The 18,220-nt window shown below is 71.4% G+C and carries 18 protein-coding genes; 16 read left to right on the top strand and 2 right to left on the bottom strand.

Annotated elements, in window-relative coordinates; all coding sequences use genetic code 11:
- The first annotated feature begins 815 nt into the window (after positions 1-815).
- From ABZ342_RS23445 to ABZ342_RS23385, 13 genes are all read left to right on the top strand, one after another.
- The gene (locus ABZ342_RS23445) at positions 816-2,342 is read left to right on the top strand and encodes a sugar transferase (RefSeq protein WP_360476571.1); all 1,527 of its coding nucleotides are present in this window, start codon (positions 816-818) and stop codon (positions 2,340-2,342) included.
- 203 nt (positions 2,343-2,545) lie between these two features.
- On the top strand, positions 2,546-3,160 hold the full coding sequence (locus ABZ342_RS23440; protein ID WP_360476568.1) for a malonic semialdehyde reductase: 615 nt from the start codon (positions 2,546-2,548) through the stop codon (positions 3,158-3,160).
- A 141-nt stretch (positions 3,161-3,301) separates the two neighbouring features.
- Positions 3,302-5,329, top strand: coding sequence for a threonine--tRNA ligase (thrS, locus tag ABZ342_RS23435; protein WP_360476565.1), 2,028 nt, complete (start codon positions 3,302-3,304; stop codon positions 5,327-5,329).
- A complete protein-coding gene (locus ABZ342_RS23430; RefSeq protein WP_155549589.1) occupies positions 5,326-5,868 on the top strand; it encodes an HIT domain-containing protein in 543 nt (180 codons plus the stop codon). Before thrS ends, ABZ342_RS23430 begins: the two co-directional genes overlap by 4 nt.
- Positions 5,869-5,931: 63 nt before the next feature.
- The gene (locus tag ABZ342_RS23425) at positions 5,932-6,462 is read left to right on the top strand and encodes a MarR family transcriptional regulator (protein WP_360476561.1); all 531 of its coding nucleotides are present in this window, start codon (positions 5,932-5,934) and stop codon (positions 6,460-6,462) included.
- An 89-nt stretch (positions 6,463-6,551) separates the two neighbouring features.
- Positions 6,552-7,178: a phosphatidylinositol phosphate synthase gene (pgsA, locus tag ABZ342_RS23420; RefSeq protein WP_360476558.1), complete on the top strand. Its 627-nt coding sequence runs from the start codon at positions 6,552-6,554 to the stop codon at positions 7,176-7,178.
- The gene (locus tag ABZ342_RS23415) at positions 7,175-8,092 is read left to right on the top strand and encodes a phosphatidylinositol mannoside acyltransferase (RefSeq protein ID WP_360476555.1); all 918 of its coding nucleotides are present in this window, start codon (positions 7,175-7,177) and stop codon (positions 8,090-8,092) included. Before pgsA ends, ABZ342_RS23415 begins: the two co-directional genes overlap by 4 nt.
- 18 nt (positions 8,093-8,110) lie before the next feature.
- Positions 8,111-9,256, top strand: a complete 1,146-nt coding sequence (locus ABZ342_RS23410; protein WP_360476583.1) for a glycosyltransferase family 4 protein — start codon at positions 8,111-8,113, stop codon at positions 9,254-9,256.
- Entirely contained in the window at positions 9,253-9,735 is a 483-nt protein-coding gene (locus tag ABZ342_RS23405) for an NUDIX hydrolase (RefSeq protein ID WP_155549593.1), read from the top strand. The genes ABZ342_RS23410 and ABZ342_RS23405 overlap by 4 nt, the downstream gene beginning before the upstream one ends.
- Position 9,736: 1 nt before the next feature.
- On the top strand, positions 9,737-10,006 hold the full coding sequence (locus ABZ342_RS23400) for a hypothetical protein (protein ID WP_360476551.1): 270 nt from the start codon (positions 9,737-9,739) through the stop codon (positions 10,004-10,006).
- Complete coding sequence (locus ABZ342_RS23395; RefSeq protein WP_360476548.1) at positions 10,003-10,260, top strand: hypothetical protein; 258 nt, start codon at positions 10,003-10,005, stop codon at positions 10,258-10,260. The genes ABZ342_RS23400 and ABZ342_RS23395 overlap by 4 nt, the downstream gene beginning before the upstream one ends.
- Before the next feature lie 32 nt (positions 10,261-10,292).
- Positions 10,293-10,556: a hypothetical protein gene (locus ABZ342_RS23390; RefSeq protein WP_360476545.1), complete on the top strand. Its 264-nt coding sequence runs from the start codon at positions 10,293-10,295 to the stop codon at positions 10,554-10,556.
- 12 nt (positions 10,557-10,568) lie between these two features.
- Positions 10,569-11,078, top strand: a complete 510-nt coding sequence (locus ABZ342_RS23385; RefSeq protein WP_360476542.1) for an XdhC family protein — start codon at positions 10,569-10,571, stop codon at positions 11,076-11,078.
- A gap of 276 nt (positions 11,079-11,354) precedes the next feature.
- On the opposite strand, the gene ABZ342_RS23380 is transcribed toward ABZ342_RS23385, so the two are convergent.
- Complete coding sequence (locus ABZ342_RS23380) at positions 11,355-13,463, bottom strand: elongation factor G-like protein EF-G2 (protein ID WP_360476539.1); 2,109 nt, start codon at positions 13,461-13,463, stop codon at positions 11,355-11,357.
- Positions 13,464-13,592: 129 nt separating this feature from the next.
- On the opposite strand from ABZ342_RS23380, the gene ABZ342_RS23375 reads away from it, so the two are divergent.
- From ABZ342_RS23375 to pdxS, 3 genes are all read left to right on the top strand, one after another.
- Complete coding sequence (locus ABZ342_RS23375; RefSeq protein ID WP_360476536.1) at positions 13,593-15,035, top strand: FAD-binding oxidoreductase; 1,443 nt, start codon at positions 13,593-13,595, stop codon at positions 15,033-15,035.
- Positions 15,036-15,067: 32 nt separating this feature from the next.
- Entirely contained in the window at positions 15,068-16,051 is a 984-nt protein-coding gene (locus ABZ342_RS23370) for a DUF5937 family protein (RefSeq protein ID WP_360476533.1), read from the top strand.
- A 90-nt stretch (positions 16,052-16,141) separates the two neighbouring features.
- The gene (pdxS, locus tag ABZ342_RS23365; protein ID WP_196425944.1) at positions 16,142-17,062 is read left to right on the top strand and encodes a pyridoxal 5'-phosphate synthase lyase subunit PdxS; all 921 of its coding nucleotides are present in this window, start codon (positions 16,142-16,144) and stop codon (positions 17,060-17,062) included.
- Between the two features lie 64 nt (positions 17,063-17,126).
- On the opposite strand, the gene ABZ342_RS23360 is transcribed toward pdxS, so the two are convergent.
- Entirely contained in the window at positions 17,127-18,164 is a 1,038-nt protein-coding gene (locus ABZ342_RS23360) for a DUF2235 domain-containing protein (RefSeq protein ID WP_360476529.1), read from the bottom strand.
- Between the last annotated feature and the right edge of the window lie 56 nt (positions 18,165-18,220).

The following is an 18,220-nucleotide window of genomic DNA, read 5'->3' as shown; positions in this document are numbered from 1 at the left end:
TTCGAATAACGATTTTTGTGTGATTTTTTGTGTTGTAATGAGGTGTGCTCTCCCCAACGCTGGGCTCTGGTTTTGTGCCCGGGGGGCCCCCCCCCCCCACGCCCCCGCCGGGGGCTCGCCCCCGGCCCCCCCCCGCTTGGGTCGGGTTGTGGTGTTGGTCACGGCTTAAGCGGAGTGAACGATCCGTTCGGATCTTCCGTATCTGCTGGCAAGGCTCCTTCCGCCTGTGTCGCCGAGACCTGTCGGATCTGCCTCTGAGGCTTGCCGTTGCGGCGATCTTCTGTCGAACGGACCCCGCGGGAGGCTCGCGTGTGATCTCGGGATGAGACGGTTCGCCGCGGCGCGGCGACTTGTGACGGAAACCTGCACGTGTGACGATCTGGCGATGAACGTCACGGGCTGATCACCGGGCGTCCGCGTGACGGTGTCCGCGGCCCGTGCCGGTCCACAGTGGACCAGGGGCCGCCCGGAGTGTCCACAGTAGAGCCGCGGGCCCGGTTCGGCCGTTCGGAAGAGCGTGGGTCCACCCGGGTGCGGGTACTGCTCCATTGGCTACATTCCGTAGTTTTTGCCGGGATACGCCCTATCACGCATCGTCATCTTCTTGTTATCTTGCGGCCATTTTCTGGCGGGAAAGACCCGCTGCATGTGGCTGGAAATCCTTGTAACGATGCTGAGAGGGTCGCCGATACCTTGCCGTGTGAAGCCCTCCGCGGGCACAGCGCGAGCTTTCAGCCGTGGTGACTGTATGAAATCACTGCCGGTGACGCAGCGTGCTTGCGGACCTCATTCGATCCTTGGTCCCGGGAGGACAGATGGAAGAGTCGGTGCGGCCGTCCTACACGGTGAGCCAGCCACCGCCGCGCATCGACCTCCAGGCCATTCCCCGCCCCGCCCAGCGGGACGGCAAGCCGGCCGAGGTGGCCGGAACGCCGGCCCCCAAGGCACTGCCGGCGGCCTGGGAAGCGAGATACAGAGCCTGGGTCATCGGCAGCGATGTGTTCATCACGCTGCTGGTGATCGCGATCAGCGCGTTCGTCATCGATCGCGTTGCCCCGCACGACATGCACGCCTTCGGCACGATCCTCGCCGTCTTCGTCTCGCTGCCGGTCAGCCGGGCGTGGAGCTCGCGAGTGCTCGGCGAAGGCGCTGAGGAGTACCGCACGCTGGGCCGCGGCTTCATCACCGCGGCCGTCCTGGTCGCGCTGGGCGGCCTGCTGTTCGGCGCGCTCGAGGTCCAGGTCTGGGTGTTCGTCGTCGTCCCCGCGATCGCGCTCGTCGCGTTCCCGCAGCGCTACCTGCTGCGCCAGGTGCTGCACCGCAAGCGCGCCAAGGGACTCTGCCTGCTGCCGGTGATGGCGGCCGGCAGCCCGGAGACCGTCGCCGACCTGATCGCGCGGACCAAGTCCGAGGTCCACGTCGGCTGGCGCGTCGAGGCGGCGTGCACGTTCACGGGCCACGGCGCCGAGCGCGACAGCGGGGAGATCGACGGCGTCCCGGTGGTCGGGAGGCTGGAAGAACTCTCGCGGTACGTGCGGCGCGGCGGGTACCGGGTCGTGGCGATCACCGCCGACCAGTACTGGACGCCGAAGCGGTTGCAGCGCCTGGCCTGGGACATGGAGGGCACCGGCGCGGAGATGGTCGTGGCGCCCGTGCTGATGGAGGTCGCGGGCCCCCGGCTCAACGTCACCGGCGTGCTCGGGATGCCGCTGCTGCGGGTCACGGCCCCGATGTTCACCGGCGGCCGCCGCGTGGTGAAGGAGATCGTGGACCGCGCGGGCTCGGCGTTCCTGCTGACCATGCTCTCCCCGCTGCTGCTCGTGATCGCGCTGGCGATCAAGCTCAACGACCGCGGCCCGGTGATCTACCGCCAGCAGCGCGTGGGCCGCGACGGCGCGACGTTCACCATGCTGAAGTTCCGCACGATGGTCACCAACGCCGACGAAATCCGGAAGACCCTCGCCCAGGACAACGAAGGAGCGGGTCCGCTCTTCAAGATGAAGCGCGATCCACGGATCACCCGCGTGGGTGGTTTCCTCCGCCGATATTCGCTCGACGAGGTGCCCCAGCTGTTCAACGTCGTGTCCGGGAAGATGTCGCTCGTCGGCCCGCGGCCGCCGCTGCCGGAGGAGACCGCGCAGTACGCGCCGGACGCCCGCCGCCGGCTGCTGGTGAAGCCGGGCCTGACCGGGCTCTGGCAGGTGAGCGGACGCAGCGACCTCACGTGGGCGGAGAGCATCCGGCTCGACCTGCGCTACGTGGAGGACTGGTCGCTGGCGCTCGACCTGGTGATCCTCTGGAAGACCTTCCGCGCGGTGATGGGCGGTCAGGGCGCCTACTGACCCGTCCGACGAGCCGCGCACGCGCACCGCGGCCGCCGATCCCCGTCGAGGGGGTCGGCGGCCGTGTTCGTGTACCCGGTCGGGTGAGGGTCCGTCGCGACTCGTGTGCGGCGCTGTGATCCACACAACTGGTTGAACGCGAAATAGTTCAACGCTCAACTGGGTTGGACCGGGTACCTGACCAACGGAAGGAACCCAGCCCGATGACCACCTTTGCCGAGCAGACCGAAGGCCTCCAGGTTCCCGCGGACGTCCAGAACCTCCTGTTCCGCGAGGCGCGCACGGCCAACAGTTTCAGCTCCGAGCCGGTGACCGAGGAACAGGTCCGCGCGATCTACGACCTCGTCAAGTGGGCCCCGACGTCGATGAACACCCAGCCGCTGCGCGCGCTGGTGCTCCGGACCGCCGAGGCGAAGGCCCGCCTGCTGCCGCACATGGCCCCGGGCAACCGGGACAAGACCGAGGCCGCGCCGCTGACCGTCGTGCTCGCCGCCGACGTCGACTTCCACGAGAACATCCCCCAGGTGTTCCCGCACGCCCCGCAGGTGAAGGACAACTTCTCCGACGAGCAGGGCCGCGTCGAGTTCAGCAAGCTCAACTCGCTGCTGCAGGTCGGCTACTTCATCATCGGCGTCCGCGCCGCCGGCCTGGCCGCCGGGCCGATGACCGGCTTCGACGCCCAGGGCGTCGACGACGAGTTCTTCGCGGACAAGAAGTGGCGCTCGCTGGTCGTCGTCAACGTCGGCAAGCCGGGCGAGAACCCCTGGTTCGACCGCCTGCCGCGGCTGGACTTCGAGCAGGTCGTCGAAACCCTCTGACGTCCTGGTCCCCGATCGGGCAGGCCGCTTCCGGACCCGGAGGCGGCCTGCCCGATCGTTCGCGGACGCGCGTGAGGCCCGCGCGAGCCGACGACTAGCATCGTCGGAGTCATCTCCGTCACCCCAGTCCGAGGAGCCATCGTGTCGCAGTCGCCCCCCGTTTCCCCCGTGGCCACCTCCCGCGTGGTGGTACCGGCGGGCACTACGGCGGGCGCGGCGGTCCGCGAGGCCGGCCTGCCGACCAAGGGGCCGGACACGGTCGTCGTCGTGCGCGACGCCGAGGGCAAGCTGCGCGACCTCGCCTGGGCGCCGGAAACCGACGCCGAGGTCGAGCCGGTCGCCGCGAACACCGAAGACGGCCGCAGCGTCATCCGCCATTCGGCGGCCCACGTGCTCGCCCAGGCCGTGCAGCAGCAGTTCCCGGACGCCAAGCTGGGCATCGGCCCGCCGGTGAAAGACGGTTTCTACTACGACTTCGCCGTCGACACTCCGTTCACCCCGGAGGACCTGCAGGCGCTCGAAAAGCGCATGAAGCAGATCGTGAAGGGCGCCCAGCAGTTCTCGCGGCGCGTTTTCGACTCCGTCGACGAGGCGAAGAAGGAACTGGCGGACGAGCCGTTCAAGCTCGAGCTGGTCGACCTCAAGTCCGAAGTGGACACCGCCGAGGTGATGGAGGTCGGCGAGGGCGAGCTGACCATCTACGACAATCTCGACCCGCGCACCAAGGAACGTGTCTGGAGTGACCTCTGCCGCGGTCCGCACGTGCCGACCACGAAGTTCATCCCCGCGTTCAAGCTGACCCGCGTCGCCGCCGCGTACTGGCGGGGGAGCGAGAAGAACCCGCAGCTGCAGCGGATCTACGGCACCGCGTGGGAGTCGGCCGAGGCGCAGGACGCCTACCTGGAGCGCATCGCCGAGGCCGAGCGCCGCGACCACCGCAAGCTCGGCGCCGAGCTGGACCTGTTCTCCTTCCCCGAGGAGATCGGCTCCGGCCTGCCCGTGTTCCACCCCAAGGGCGGCATCATCCGCCGGGAGCTGGAGAACTACTCGCGCCGCCGCCACGAGGAGGCGGGCTACGAGTTCGTGAACACCCCGCACATCAGCAAGGGCGAGCTGTTCCACACCTCCGGCCACCTGCCCTACTACGCGGACACGATGTTCCCGCCGGTGCAGTTCGACGAGGAGAACTACTACCTCAAGGCCATGAACTGCCCGATGCACAACCTGATCTTCCGCTCTCGCGGGCGGTCCTACCGGGAGCTGCCGCTGCGGCTGTTCGAGTTCGGCACCGTCTACCGCTACGAGAAGTCGGGCGTGGTGCACGGCCTCACCCGCGTGCGCGGCCTGACGATGGACGACTCGCACATCTACTGCACCAAGGAGCAGATGCCGGGCGAGCTCCGGTCGCTGCTGAAGTTCGTGCTCGACCTGCTGGCCGACTACGGCCTTTCCGACTTCTACCTCGAGCTGTCCACCCGCGGGGACTCCGAGAAGTTCATCGGCGAGGACTGGGAGTGGGAGGAGGCCACCGAGACGCTGCGGCAGGCCGCCGTCGACTCCGGCCTCGAGCTGGTCCCGGACCCGGGTGGCGCGGCCTTCTACGGCCCCAAGATCTCGGTCCAGGCCAAGGACGCCATCGGCCGCACCTGGCAGATGTCGACCATCCAGCTGGACTTCAACCAGAACAAGCGGTTCGAGCTCGAATACACCGCGCCCGACGGCACGCGCCAGACGCCGGTGATGATCCACCGCGCGCTGTTCGGCTCGATCGAGCGGTTCTTCGGCGTGCTGACCGAGCACTACGCGGGCGCGTTCCCGGCGTGGCTCGCGCCGGTGCAGGTGGTCGGCATCCCGATCACCGCCGACCAGGTCGGGTTCCTGCAGGACGTCGAGAAGGCGTTGCGCGCCCAGGGGATCCGCGCGGAGGTCGACGCCAGCGACGACCGGATGCAGAAGAAGATCCGCACGCACACGACGCAGAAGGTGCCCTTCATGCTGCTGGCCGGTGCGAAGGACGTCGAGGCGGGCGCGGTGTCGTTCCGCTTCCGCGACGGCGGGCAGATCAACGGCGTCCCGGTGGCCGACGCCGTCGCCGCCATCGCCGGCTGGATCGAGCGCCGCGAAAACGCGTCGCCGTCGGCCGAAGCGCTGGAGACGGTCGTTCGGTGAGTGAAGGTCCCGAGCTCGTCGAGCAGCAGGGCGCCGGGGTCCAGGACGCGTTCCACCGCCTCTGGACCCCGCACCGGATGGCCTACATCAAGGGCCAGGACAAGCCGGACGACGACGAGGACACCGGCTGCCCGTTCTGCCGGATCCCGTCCCTGGACGACAAAACGGGGCTGATCGTCGCGCGCGGCGAGACGGTGTACGCGGTGCTGAACCTGTACCCGTACAACCCCGGGCACCTGATGGTGGTGCCGTACCGGCACGTCGCGGACTACACCGAGCTGACCGTCGAAGAGACGCGCGAGGTCGCGGAGTTCACCCAGCACGCGATGAAGGTGATCCGCGCGGTGTCCGGTGCGCACGGGTTCAACATCGGCCTCAACCAGGGCGTGATCGCGGGCGCGGGCATCGCGGCGCACCTGCACCAGCACCTGGTGCCGCGCTGGGGCGGCGACGCGAACTTCATGCCGGTGATCGGCCAGACGAAGGTGCTGCCGCAATTGCTGGGCGAAACGCGGGACCTGCTGTCCGACGCTTGGTGAAACGCTCGAATGCCGTAACCGGCAAACCGTAATTGAGTGTTCAACCGAGGGTATGATGGGCGTATGTCCGAAACCCGATGGCTCAGCGACGACGAGCAGCGCGTCTGGCGTGAGTTCAACGCGGCCACCCGCATGCTCAGCGCGCACCTCGAGGGTCAGCTGCAGCACGACTCGGGCATGCCGCACACCTACTACGAAGTCCTCGTCGCGCTCTCGGAAGCGCCCGGCCGGCGGCTGCGGATGAGTGAGCTCGCCGACGCGCGCCAGGCGTCCCGCAGCCGCCTCTCGCACGCCGTCGCGCGCCTGGAAGCCAACGGCTGGGTGCGCCGCGAAGCCTGCCCGACCGACAAGCGCGGCGCCTGGGCGGTGCTGACGGACGCCGGCTTCACCGCGCTCGAGGCGGCCGCACCCGGGCACGTCGAGGCCGTCCGCGAGAGCCTCTTCGACCCGCTGACGCCGGAGCAGGTCGCCGCGCTCGGTGAGATCAGCGCCGCGATCCGGCAGCGCCTCTCGCCCAAGTGCGCCGCCGCGCAGGCCGCCGAAGAGGCGCGGGAGTACCCCGGCGAGGTCGTCCGGCTGCCGAAATCGGGCTGACCCGGGGCGGCGCGTCGGGTTCACCGGAGCGGGTCGATAGGCTGCCCTCGCCCACCCGATCCTCGTAGCCAGGTGTCTCAGACGAACCGATGCTCAATATCTTCGCGCGTGCCTCCGTTTCCCGCGTCACCGATCCGATCGGCCAGGCGCTGGTCCGCGTCGGGCTGACCCCGAACGCGATGACCGTGATCGGCACCGCCGGCGCGGTCATCAGCGCTCTCGCCTTCTTCCCGAACGGCTACCTGCTCTGGGGCACCTTCACGGTGTGGGGCTTCGCCATGCTCGACCTCCTCGACGGCGCCATGGCCCGCGCCCGCGGCTACGGCACCCCGTTCGGCGCGGTGCTCGACGCCACCTGCGACAGGCTGGTCGACGGCGCGCTGTTCGCCGCGATCGCGTGGTGGTGCTTCGTCGTCGACGACAACCACCCGGCGGCCGCCGCGGCACTGCTGTGCCTGGTCCTCGCCCAGGTCATCTCCTACGTCAAGGCCCGCGCCGACGCCTCCGGCCTGCCGGTGGACGGCGGGCTCGTCGAACGCGCCGAGCGGCTGATCATCGCCCTGGTCGGCACCGGCCTGCACGGCTTCGGCATCCCGTACACCGTGGACGTGACGCTCTGGCTGCTGGCCGTGCTGTCGGTCATCACCCTGCTGCAGCGCTTCGCCGGCGTCGCGAAGGCGGCCCGCGAGGCCGCCGCCGGGGAGCAACCCGCATGAGCGCGCTGTCGGAACGGCTGAGCGCCTTCGGCTACGCCGCCGGGTGGCGGCTGGCCGGCTGGCTGCCCGCCGGGTTCGGCAGCACGGTGTTCTCGCTCGGCGCCGACCTCGCCGTCCGCCGCGACGCCGGGGGCGTGCGGCAGCTGCGCACCAACCTCGCCCGCGTCGTCCCGCAGGCGGACGAGGTCGAGATGGACGAGCTGACCCGGCGGGCGATGCGCTCGTACGCCCGGTACTGGCACGAGACCTTCCGGCTGCCGTCGATGGACCAGAAGGCGGTCAGCGAGAAGGTCGCGGCCTCCATCACCGGCGTCGAGAACCTCGACGCCGCGCTGGCCGAGGGCAACGGCGCGGTGATGGCGCTGCCGCACAGCGGCAACTGGGACATCGCCGGCGTCTGGCTGGCCGACTACCTCGGCGGGTTCACCACCGTCGCCGAGCGCCTGAAGCCCGAGTCGCTCTACCGCCGGTTCGTCGAGTACCGCGAGTCGCTCGGGTTCGAGATCGTGCCGCTGACCGGCGACAGCTCGGCGATGCGCGTGCTGCTGAAGCGGCTGCGGGAGAACAAGGCCGTCTGCCTGGTCGGCGACCGCGACCTCACCACCAGCGGCATCCCGGTGAAGTTCTTCGGCGAGCAGGCCCGCTTCCCGGGCGGCCCGGCGCGGCTGGCCGCCACGACCGGCGCGGCGCTGATCCCGGCCGGCTGCTGGTTCACCGAGGACGGCTGGCAGATCCGCCTGCACCCGCGCATCCGCGTCACCGCGCGCGCCGAGGTCGCGGCCGCCACCCAGGCCCTCGCGGACATCTTCGCCGGCGACATCGCCGCGCACCCGGCCGACTGGCACATGGTCCAGAAGTTCTGGCCGGCCGACCTCGAGGGCGACGAGCGGGTCGACCTGGAAGAAGCGAGCTGAGACGTGGCCACGCGTCCGATGCGGGTCGGGATCGTCTGCCCCTACTCCTTCGACGTGCCCGGCGGGGTCCAGGGGCACGTGATCGACCTGACGAAGGCGCTGCTCGCGCGCGAGCACCAGGTGTCCGTGCTCGCCCCCGCCGACGACGACGCCGACCTGCCGGAGTTCGTGCACCCGGCCGGCAAGGCGCTCGGCATCCGATACAACGGCTCGGTCGCGCGGCTGCAGTTCGGCCCGGTGTCCTACGCCCGGGTGCGCCGCTGGATCCGCGACGGCGACTTCGACGTCCTGCACCTGCACGAGCCCGCCGCGCCGAGCCTTTCGCTGCTGGCGCTGCTCATCGCGGACGGCCCGATCGTCGCGACGTTCCACACCGCGACCACGCGCTCGCGCACGCTGTCGGCGTTCCAGCCGGTGCTGCGGCCGCTGCTGGAGAAGATCACCGCGCGGATCGCGGTGTCCGCGCTGGCCCGCCGGGTGCAGGTGGAGCACGCCGGCGGGGACGCCGTGGAGATCCCCAACGGCGTCGACGTCGAGTTCTTCTCCTCGGCGACGCCGCTGCCGGGCTACCCGCGGGCCGGCGGGACGGTCGGCTTCGTCGGCCGGTTCGGCGAGCCGCGCAAGGGGATGGGCGTCCTCCTGGAGGCACTGCGGCGGATCCTGCCGGAGTTCGAGGACCTGCGGCTGGTCGTGGTCGGCCGCGGTGACGAGGACCAGCTGCGCCGCGACGCCGGTCCCGCGCTGGCGCCGCACCTGGAGCTGCTCGGGCAGGCCGACGACCACGTGAAGGCCCAGGCGCTGCGCAGCGTCGACGTCTACTGCGCGCCCAACACCGGCGGCGAGAGCTTCGGGATGATCCTCACCGAGGCGATGGCGGCGGGGACCCCGGTGCTGGCCAGCGGCCTCGACTCGTTCCGGCGGGTGCTCGACGACGGTCACGCCGGGATGCTCGTCGACACCGGTGACCCGGCGGCGCTCGCGGACGGGCTGCGCGAGCTGCTCGGCGACCCGGCGCGACGGGCGTCGCTGGCCGCGGCGGCGGGGGAGCGGGTGACGATGTTCGACTGGTCGGTGGTGGCCACGCAGGTGCTGCGCGTCTACGAGACGGCCGTCGCCGCCGACCCGCGGCGCGTCGCGGCGCCGGAACGGGAGCCGGCCCGGTGAGCGTGCTCGGCTGGCTGCTCCCGGTGCTGGCGCTGGTCGTCGTGCTGGGCGGGCTCTTCCTGGTGGCGACGGCGAACCGGCTCGACCGGCTGCACGTCCGGATGGACGCGGGCTGGGCGGCGCTCGACGCGGCGCTGGCCCGCCGCGCGGTCGTGGCTCGCGCCGTCGCGGTGGTGCTGGGCGACACCGGACTGCGGACGCTCGCCGAGCGTGCCGAAGCGGCCCCGCGGCCCGACCGCGAGGGCGAGGAGAACGAGCTGACGCTGCGGCTGAGCCGCGTCGACCGGGCGGGTCTGCCGGCCGAGCTGGCCGAGGAGCTGACCGACGCCGAGCACCGGGTGGTGATCGCCCGGCGCGTCCACAACGACGCCGTGCGCGACACGCTGCGGCTGCGTCGGCGGCGGAAGGTGCGGTACTTCCGGCTCGCGGGCACCGCGCCGCTGCCGGAGTACTTCGAGTTCGCCGAACCGGAGGTCTGACGTGTGGTGGGTGATCGTCGAGGAGCAGAGCGGCGGTGGTGACGCGCGCACCTGGAACGTCACCAAGACGAAGCCGGCGGGCGGGGACCGGGAGCACGCCGACGAGGTGGCGCGGCGGGTGGCGTTCGAGCACCGGCCGGTGCACCCTTCGTCGGTCAAGGAGCGGAAGGTCCTGCGGGTCGGCGACGGCTACCTCGTGATCGCGACCGGCCGCACCGCGACGTTCCACTTCCGCGTCACGCTCGGCGAGACCGTGGCGGAGCCGGCATGAGCTGGTGGGTGGTCGTCGAAGAGCAGCGCGGGAGCGGTGACGGCCGGAACTGGTCGCTGTCGGAGACGTTCCGCTACGACGACCAGGCGACCGCCGAGGCCGAGGCGCTGCGGCTCGCGCGGGAGTACGAGCCCGCCCACCCGTGGTCCCCGAAGGGGCGGAGGGTCCTGCGCGGCCCCGGCGGCTACGTGGTGATCGTGGAAGGCCAGATGTCGACGTTCCACTTCCGGCTGAGCGTGCTCGAAGAGATCTGAAACCTTTTGCCGGCCGCCCGCGTCGGACCGGCATGAGCGCGACGTGGTGGGTGGTCATCGAAGAGCAGGGCGGCATGGGCGACGGCCGGGGCTGGGGCGTCGCGGAGGCGACGCCGTACCCGGACCGCGACAGCGCGTACGACGACGCCTACCTGCTCGCCAAGCAGCACCGGCCGCCACGGCCGTCGTCGCCGCAGAACCGGCTCGTGCTGCGCGTGACCGACGGGTACCTGGTGCTCGTGAAGGGCAAGACCGACCTGTGGCAGTTCCGCGTGACTGTCGGCGAGCAGGCCTGACAGACTGGGCGCATGACGGAGCCCGATGCTTGCGAGGTCGCCCACGGCACGGTCGCGGTCGATCCGGCCGTGCGGACGCTGGTCGCCGTGTTCGCGTCGCCGGTGTCGCGGTACCTGCTGAAGTTCGCGAAGGACCTCGGCTACCACGTCGCGCTGTTCGAACCGGACGCCGCGCGCGCCACCGACGGGCCCGACGGGATCGAGGCGGACACCACGCTGCCGCCGCTGGACGCCTCGGCGGACGTCGTCGTCACCGACCACCACCGGCCCGAACTGGGCGAGGTGCTGAAGGCCGCGCTCGACGGGAACCCGCGCTGGATCGGCGTGCTCGGCAACCCGCGGCACCCGGGCCCGCACGTGACGGCGCTGCGCGGGCTCGGCGTCGCGGAGGCCGACATCGCCCGGGTGCACCGGCCGGTGGGGCTCAACATCGGCTCCCGCACGCCGCCGGAGATCGCGATCGCGACCCTGGCGGGCCTGCTCGCCGACCGCAACGACCGTCCGGGCGGCTTCGACTTCTGACCGGCTCGACCCACCGGCGGTCCCTCGCCGCACGAGTCACCAGCCTCGCGCACTCCGGCCGGGCTGACACCCACCCGGACGACTCGCGTACGCAGGCGGACGACTCGCGTACGCAGGTGGACGACACGCGTACGCAGGTGGACGACACCCGTACGCAGGGGGACGACACGCGTACACAGGCGGACGACACGGGACGCCGGGCCGGCCTTCGCCGTGTCGTCCATCCAGGTACGGGTGTCGTCCGCCCGGGTACGCGTGTCGTCCGTTCCGGTGCGGCTAGTGGACCGCCATCCCTTCCGGCATCGGCTCGAACCTCGCGTGGCGGCGGGTGAACGTCGCTGTCCCGGAGCTCATCGAGCGCAGGTCGATCAGGTAGCGCAGCAGTTCCGTCGCCGGGACCTCCGCCCGGATCACCGTCCGCCCGCCTTCGCCGGCTTCGGTGCCCAGGACGCGGCCGCGGCGCGAGGACAGGTCGCCCAGCACCGTGCCGAGGTGCTCGTCCGGCAGCCGGATCGCCACTTCCTCCAACGGCTCCAGCATCGTGATGTGCCCGTTCGCCGCGGCCTCCCGCAGCGCGAGCGCGCCCGCGGTCTGGAACGCCGCGTCCGACGAGTCGACGCTGTGGGCCTTGCCGTCGACCAGCGTCACCTTCACGTCGACGACCGGGTGGCCGTCGGCCAGCCCGCGCTGGAGCTGGGCCCGCACGCCCTTCTCCACGCTCGGGATGAACTGGTGTGGCACCGAGCCGCCGACGACCTTGTCGACGAACTGGAACCCGCTGCCGCGGGGCAGCGGCTCGACCTCGATGTCGCAGACCGCGAACTGGCCGTGCCCGCCGGACTGCTTGACGTGCCGCCCGTGTCCCTTGGCCGGCTTGGCGAAGGTCGCGCGCAGGCTGATCTTCACGGGTTCGGTGTCGACGTCCGCGCCGCCCGCCCGCAGCCGCGAGAGGACGACGTCCGCGTGGGCCTCGCCCATGCACCACAGCACCAGCTGGTTGGTCTCGGCGTTGCGGTCCAGCCGCAGCGTCGGGTCGCCGGCGACCAGGCGGGAAAGGTTGCGGGCGAGGGTGTCCTCGTCGCTGCGGGTCTTCGCGACGACCGCCACCGGCAGCAGCGGCTCGGGCATCGCCCACGGTTCCATCAGCAGCGGTTCCTCCGGGGAGGAGACGGTGTCGCCGGTCTCCGCCGAGCCGACTTTCGTCAGCGCGCAGAGGTCGCCCGCGACGCAGTAGGGCACTTCGCGCAGGTTCGCGCCGAGCGGGGAGTAGAGGTGGGCGACGCGCTCGTCGGCGTCGTGGTCCTCGTGCCCGCGTTCGGTGAGGCCGTGCCCGGACACGTGCACCGGCCGCTCCGGCCGCAGCGTCCCGGAGAAGACCCGGACGAGCGACACCCGGCCGACGTAGGAGTCGACGGCCGTCCGGACGACCTCCGCGGCGAGGGGGCCCTCGGGGTCGGCGGTGATGGCGGTGTGCGCCTCACCGTCCGGCGTCGTGACGTCGGGGGGCTCGTGCTCGAGGGGGGAGGGGAACGCCCGGACGATCCCGTCGAGCACCTCGGCCAGGCCGATCCCGCTGGTCGCGCAGACCGGGATGACCGGGTGGAACGACCCGCGCGCGACGGCGGTCTCGAGATCGGCGATCAGGGTCTCCTCGGCGATCTCCTCGCCGCCGAGGTAGCGCTCCATCAGGGACTCGTCCTCGCTCTCGGCGATGATCCCTTCGATGAGCTCGTTGCGGGCCTCGGCCATCCGCTCGAGGTCGGCCGGGTCGGGCGCGCCGATCTTCGGCGGGTGCCCGCCGGAGTAGTCGAAGTACCGCTGGGTGATCAGCCCGACGAGGCCGTCGCCGGCGGGCAGGTACAGCGGCAGGACGCCGGCGCCGAACGCGGCCTGGCAGGCGGCGATCTCGGCCATCGCGTCGGCCCGGTGGTGGTCGAGCCGCGAGACGACGACCGCGCGCGGCATCCCGACCGCCGCGCACTCTTCCCACACCGCGACCGTCGCCGCGTCGACGCCTTCGGCGGCGCAGACGACGAACAGTGCCGCGTCGGCCGCGCGCAGCCCCGCCCGCAGCTCCCCGACGAAGTCGGCGTACCCGGGCGTGTCGATCAGGTTGATCTTGTGGCCCTGGTGCAGCACCGGCGCGACCGAGAGGCCGACCGAACGCTGCTGGCGGACCGCCGCGGGGTCGTGGTCGCACACCGTCGTCCCCTCGACCACCGAACCCGCGCGCGGGACGGTGCCGGACGCCGCGAGGAGGGCCTCCGTGAGGGTCGTCTTCCCGGAGCCGGATGGGCCGACGAGCACGACGTTGCGGACCTTCGCGGGGTCGTTCACAGCGACGGCGGCCCCGGTGTCGGCGTTCTTGGCCTGTTTGTCTGCCATGACGACTCCTCGGCGAACGGCTCGTGTACGGGATGTGTCCTCGATCACACACCCGCTACCCTGGTCACGGCAAGGCAGGGCTTCCCGGACCAGCCGAATGCCCGGGGGAGCACGGGGCAGGGGGAGAGCGTGGACAGGCGGACTTTCTTGCGGGTTTCCGGAGCGGTGCCGGTGGCGGGGCTGGCGGGGTGGCCTCCGCCGGACGATTGGGAGCGGCTGCGACGACGGCTTTCCGGGCCGCTGTTCCGGCCGGGCGACCCCGGTTATCCGGAGGTCAAGCAGGGCTTCTTCACGATGTACGACGATCGGATGCCGGCGGCCGTCGTCGGCGCCGCGCGCGTCGAGGACATCCAGGCGGCCGTCGCTTTCGCCGCGCGGCACCGCTTGCCGGTGGCGGCCCGCAGCGGCGGGCACAGCTATCCCGGCTACTCCACTGTGGACGGCGGGATCGTCGTGGACCTGAACCGGTTCTCGGGCATCGAAGCGCGGCCGGACGGCCGGGCGGTGATCGGGGCCGGCGCCCGGCTGGGCCCGATCGCGACGACGCTCGCCGCGGCCGGGCGGGTGCTGCCGGCGGGCAGCTGCGGCACGGTCGGCATCGCCGGGCTCGCCCTCGGCGGCGGCGTCGGCGTCCTCGACCGGAAGTACGGGCTGACGTGCGACCACCTGGAGGCGGCGCGGATCGTCACGGCCGACGGCCGGGTGCGTACGGTGTCGGCCACCGCCGAGCCGGACCTCTTCTGGGCGCTGCGCGGCGGCGGTGGCGGGAACTTCGGGATCGTCACGGGCTTCACCTTCCGGACGGTGCCGGTCGCCGACGTCGCCACCTTCGCCCTCGAGTTCCCGCCTGCCGCCGGAGCCGCGTTGCTCGCCGCCTGGCAGGAGTGGCAGCCGGTGGCGCCGGACGAGCTGTGGTCGGGGATGGGACTGGCCTGGAACGAAGCCACGCTCGGCGGTACCTTCCTCGGCCCGCGGGCGCGGATGCACGCGCTCCTCGAAGACCTCGTCCGCCGCGTCGGCACCGCGCCGACGGTGTGGAACGAGGGTGTCCAGGACCACCTGAGCGCGATGCGGTCGTTCGACGACCAGGAGTCCCGGCCGTCGGCGGCCGCGAACCGGGGGACCTACATCGGCACGTCGCGGATGCTCACCCGGCCGCTCGCCGACCCGGGCGCGGTCGTCGGCGTGCTCACCCGCGACCGGGGCGTGCGCACGATCGGCGACTCGGGCGGAGGCGCCATCGCGCGGGTGGGCGCCCGCGAGACCGCCTTCCCGCACCGGACGGCGCTCGCCAGCCTCCAGTTCCTGCACGGCGCGGCACCGGAGGAAGGCGGCGAGGCCGGCGCGCGGCGCTCGCTCGCGGCCGTGCGCGACGGGCTCGGACCGGAGTTCGGCACCACCGGCTACGTCAACTACCTCGACCCCGAGATGCCGGACTGGGCCGAGGCGTACTACGGACCGAACCTGCCGAGGCTGCGCGCTGTCGCCCGAAAGTATGACCCGCGAGGAATTTTCGCCTTCCCGCAAGGACTTTCGGTGCCCCACTCGACTGTCCACATCGGAAAGACTTAGACTGGGCGGAACCCGGAGCGGAGAGGCGGCGCGTGCTCGACCTGGCATTCTCCACAGAGGACCTGGCGCACACCCGGTTCGCGTTCTCCCCGGCGTGGGAGGTCGTGGCGAGCGTCCGCGTCCTGAACCAGCCGGGGGAGCACGCCCTGCACCTGCCGTGGGTCAAGCGCGCTACCGCGGCGATCCGGGAAGCCGGGCTGGACATCGGGCTGCTGCGCGACCTCGTCCCGCTGCGGCACCTGCCCGGGTTCCTGGCCGGCACGCCGTCGACGCCGCTGCCGGAGCTCGCCGACGAGCTCGCCGACCTGCGTGACGTGCCCGCCCGGCTCGTCCGGCGCGAGCTGGACGCGATGGCCGGGCCGCGCACGCCCGCGCTGCACCGCTTCCACCGCGACCCCGAAACCGGTCTCGACCGGCTCGCGACGCTGATGGAGACGTACTGGGGCCTGGTGCTCGCCCCGGACTGGCCGCGGATCCGCGCGCTGCTCGAGGCCGACGTGCTGCACCGGTCGCGGCTGCTGGCCCAGGGCGGTGCCGCCGAGCTGTTCAACGACCTCACCCCGCTGGTCCGCTGGCAGGGCGGGACGCTCACGGTCGCCCACCGCCACCTGCACGCGGCGGTGCCGCTCGACGGGCGCGGCCTGGTGCTGGTGCCTTCGGCGTTCGTCTGGCCGCGGGTGTTCTCCAAGACCGACCCGCGGTGGCAGCCGGTGCTGCGCTACCCGCCGCGCGGGATCGCCACGCTCTGGGAGACCGGCACCGCCGTCGCGCCCGGCGCGCTGGCCGCCGTGGTGGGCCGCGGCCGGGCCATGCTGCTGACCGAGCTGACCGCGCCGGCGTCCACCGCCGAGCTGGCTCGCCGGACCCGGCTCAGCGCCGGGGCCGTGTCGCAGCACCTCGGCATCCTGAAGGCCGCGGGCCTGGTCAGCGGGCATCGTGCCGGACGTCACGTGCTGTACGCACGCACCCGCGCTGCGGAAGTCCTGGTCGCGGGGGTGCCGGAAGTGGACTCCTGAGATAGCCGCGAACTGGCCTGCTTGAAGGGTCCACCGCCGACCTACGCTCGGAGTCGTCACCCCCTGTTCTCCTTGTGGAAAGGCCCCGTCGTGTCCGAGCAGCAGACCACCTCCAGTGGCACCGTCCAGTCCGTCACCGGCACCGCCAAGGTGAAGCGCGGCATGGCCGAGATGCTCAAGGGCGGCGTGATCATGGACGTGGTCACCGCCGAGCAGGCCAAGATCGCCGAAGACGCCGGCGCGGTCGCGGTGATGGCGCTGGAGCGCGTGCCCGCCGACATCCGCGCCCAGGGCGGCGTGGCGCGGATGAGCGACCCCGACCTGATCGACGGCATCATCGAAGCCGTTTCGATCCCGGTGATGGCGAAGGCCCGCATCGGCCACTTCGTCGAGGCGCAGGTGCTGCAGTCCCTCGGGGTCGACTACGTGGACGAGTCCGAGGTGCTCACCCCGGCCGACTACGCCAACCACATCGACAAGTGGGCGTTCACCGTCCCCTTCGTCTGCGGCGCGACCAACCTCGGCGAGGCCCTGCGCCGCATCACCGAGGGCGCGGCGATGATCCGCTCCAAGGGCGAGGCCGGCACCGGTGACGTCTCCAACGCCACCACGCACATGCGGCAGATCCGCGGCGAGATCCGGAAGCTGACCTCGCTGCCCGAGGACGAGCTGTTCGTCGCGGCCAAGGAGCTGCAGGCGCCGTACGAGCTGGTCCGCGAGGTGGCCCAGGCCGGCAAGCTGCCGGTGGTGCTGTTCACCGCGGGCGGCATCGCCACCCCGGCCGACGCCGCGATGATGATGCAGCTCGGCGCCGAGGGCGTGTTCGTCGGCTCCGGCATCTTCAAGTCCGGCAACCCGGCCCAGCGCGCGGCGGCGATCGTCAAGGCGACGACGTTCCACGACGACCCCGACGTCCTCGCGAAGATCTCGCGCGGCTTGGGCGAGGCCATGGTCGGCATCAACGTCGAAGAGCTCCCGGAGCCGCACCGCCTCGCCGAGCGCGGCTGGTAACGCCACCTCGATCGCACGAGAGAGGCGCCGTTCACGGGGCCACTCTCGTGCGACGGAATGCGGCCTACACCGTCATGGTGTGGTGCGCCGCGAGGTAGGTGACGAGGTTGCCGGGCTGGTACGGCGGCTGCTTGTACTTGTGGCGGTCCACCGCGGTGGACGCGGCGAACTCGGACCGCGGATCCACCGTGCCGATGGGGCGAACCATCGAGCCGAACAAGCCGAAGAACCCGGTGAGCGAATCGTGCAGGTCGCCGAGGGGTTTGCCGGGGTACAAGCTGGTGAAGGCACCCGGTTCGAATTCGAGGCCGCAGTGGTGCGCCCGGTCGGTCATCCAGCGCAGGGCGAGGTCGGAGAGGTCGGACACCGGATGCCCGCCGCCGATGTCGGAGTGATCCCCGGCGAACCAGACTTGTTCGCGCTCCTGGTTGGCCTCCGACGGCTTCCAGACCGCCGGTTCGAACGACGGCCGATGCTCGTCCACGGCCAGGGCCTGGAAGGCCGACTGCACGATCGAGGACAGCTGCGTGTCGTGGAACTGCCACCGCCGGTTCAGCAGGTTGAGCAGGCGGCCGCCGCTGAGCGGGATGCCCAGCGCGCCGACGGTGTCCCAGACCCCGATGAACCGGATGGGCGTCCGGTCTTCGTGGGCGTGTTCCCGGCGGAACTTCTTGGGCTCCGGGCTGTCCGGGGTGGTCGAGGGATCCCGGTCGCGATAAAGCCGGTAGGCCTCTTTGATGAGGCCTACATTCTCGAGGCGCAGAACGCCGCAGTTCCGGATGAATCCCACGGTACTGCGCGCGGTGAACGCGCCGCGGCTGAAGCCGAAGAAGAAGAGTTCGTCACCGGGTTCGTAGTTCCTGACGACGAACTCGTAGGCGGCCCGCACCTTGGCCGAGAGTCCCGCGCCGAACGCGCCGCCGGTGAGGTGGTCCCACAGGTTCGTCCCGGTGCCGACGCCGTCGCCGTGGTAGGCGATCTGGCGTGTGCCAACGGAGTCCGTCGCGGCGATGAGGTTCTTGACTTTCCCCACGTTCGTGGGATGCGGCTGGCCGAGTTTGTTCCAGGTGCCGTCGCAGCAGATCACCAGACGTTTCGCCATGTTTCCTCCCGGCGCCGGATCATCTTGAGTCGCACCTGAACAGTGGGTGTCGCGCG

Source organism: Amycolatopsis sp. NPDC005961 (assembly GCF_040629235.1).
In the GTDB taxonomy this organism is placed as follows: domain Bacteria; phylum Actinomycetota; class Actinomycetes; order Mycobacteriales; family Pseudonocardiaceae; genus Amycolatopsis; species Amycolatopsis camponoti.
The sequence above is the reverse complement of the archived record's forward strand: the minus strand, read 5'-3'. Positions and strand labels throughout refer to the sequence as shown.